Source organism: Variovorax cryoconiti, from assembly GCF_051216395.1.
Lineage (GTDB): Bacteria > Pseudomonadota > Gammaproteobacteria > Burkholderiales > Burkholderiaceae_C > Variovorax.
In genome coordinates, this window is record NZ_JBPJZI010000056.1 from 1 (window position 1) to 1,111 (window position 1,111).

At 68.7% G+C, this 1,111-nt stretch carries 1 protein-coding gene; it reads right to left on the minus strand.

All coding sequences use genetic code 11. The features are described from left to right. On the minus strand, window positions 1-963 hold a 963-nt coding region (locus ACSFA2_RS25675), incomplete at its 3' end, for a glycerophosphodiester phosphodiesterase family protein (protein WP_435458150.1). Window positions 964-1,111: the final 148 nt, after the last annotated feature.

The window sequence follows — 1,111 nt, forward strand, 5'->3', positions numbered from 1 at the left end:
CGTCTCGCCGATCACGACGCCCGTACCGTGGTCGATGAAGAAACCCTCATCGATCTGCGCACCCGGATGGATGTCGATGCCCGTCTGCGCATGCGAGAGCTCGGCCACGATGCGCGCCAGCAGCGGTAGGCCGAGCTTGTAGAGCTCGTGCGCAAGGCGGTGGTGGATCATCGCGAGCACGCCGGGGTAGCACAACAGCACCTCGTCAACGCTGCGTGCGGCGGGGTCGCCCTGGTAGGCCGCGAGCACGTCGCTGTCGAGCAGGCGGCGCAGGCTTGGCAGCGCGTTCGCGAACCGGCGCACGGCTTCGGTGGCCGCGTCGTCGATCTCGCTCGCGGGGCGGGGCTCGTGGCGTGCGTTGAAGTTCAGCTCCAACCGTGCCTGCACGAGCAGCGCCTGCAGGGCGGCGTCCAGCGTATGGCCGACGTAGAAGTCCTCGCTCTCGTGGCGCAGGTCCGGCGGGCCGAGCCGCATCGGAAAGAGCGCGCCTTTCAGCGACTCGACTTGAAAGGACGTGAGCAGCGGCGGCACGGTCGCGCCCTGCCACAGGCGGGCGGCTTCGCGCGCCACCACTTCGCCGGTTTCGCGCTCGACGCCGGGCGTCGGCTTGATCTCAATGTTGAGCAGGTGCCCGTTGGCCAGGCAGAAACGCGCGATGTTTTCCAGCGTGGGCAGTGGCTCGCCCGCGTAGCTGCGCGAATGCCAGCCACCCGCGTCGAGCTGCGCGAGCTCGCTCCAGGGCTGCGCGCCGCCGATGCCATGGCCGCTGGTGGTGCGGCCGAGCGTGGCGTCGTGCATGAGGAAGACCACGCCATCGGCGCTGAGCTTGGCGTCGCACTCGAACATGCGGTAGCCATGGGCAGCGCCGAGCTTGAAGGCCGCAAGCGTGTTTTCGGGTGCCAGCTTGCCGGCGCCGCGGTGCGCGACCCAGCGGGGATACGGCCAGGGTGTCGACAAGGCCATCGTTCAGTCTGCGCGTTTGCCCGAACCGGCGTCGAACCAGTGCAGCTTGTCTTCGCGCGCCGCGATTTTTACCGTGTTGCCCGCGACCGGCGGATGCTCTCCTTCGTCGGTGCGCATGATGATCTGCTCGTCGCCGATGCGGCCGTAC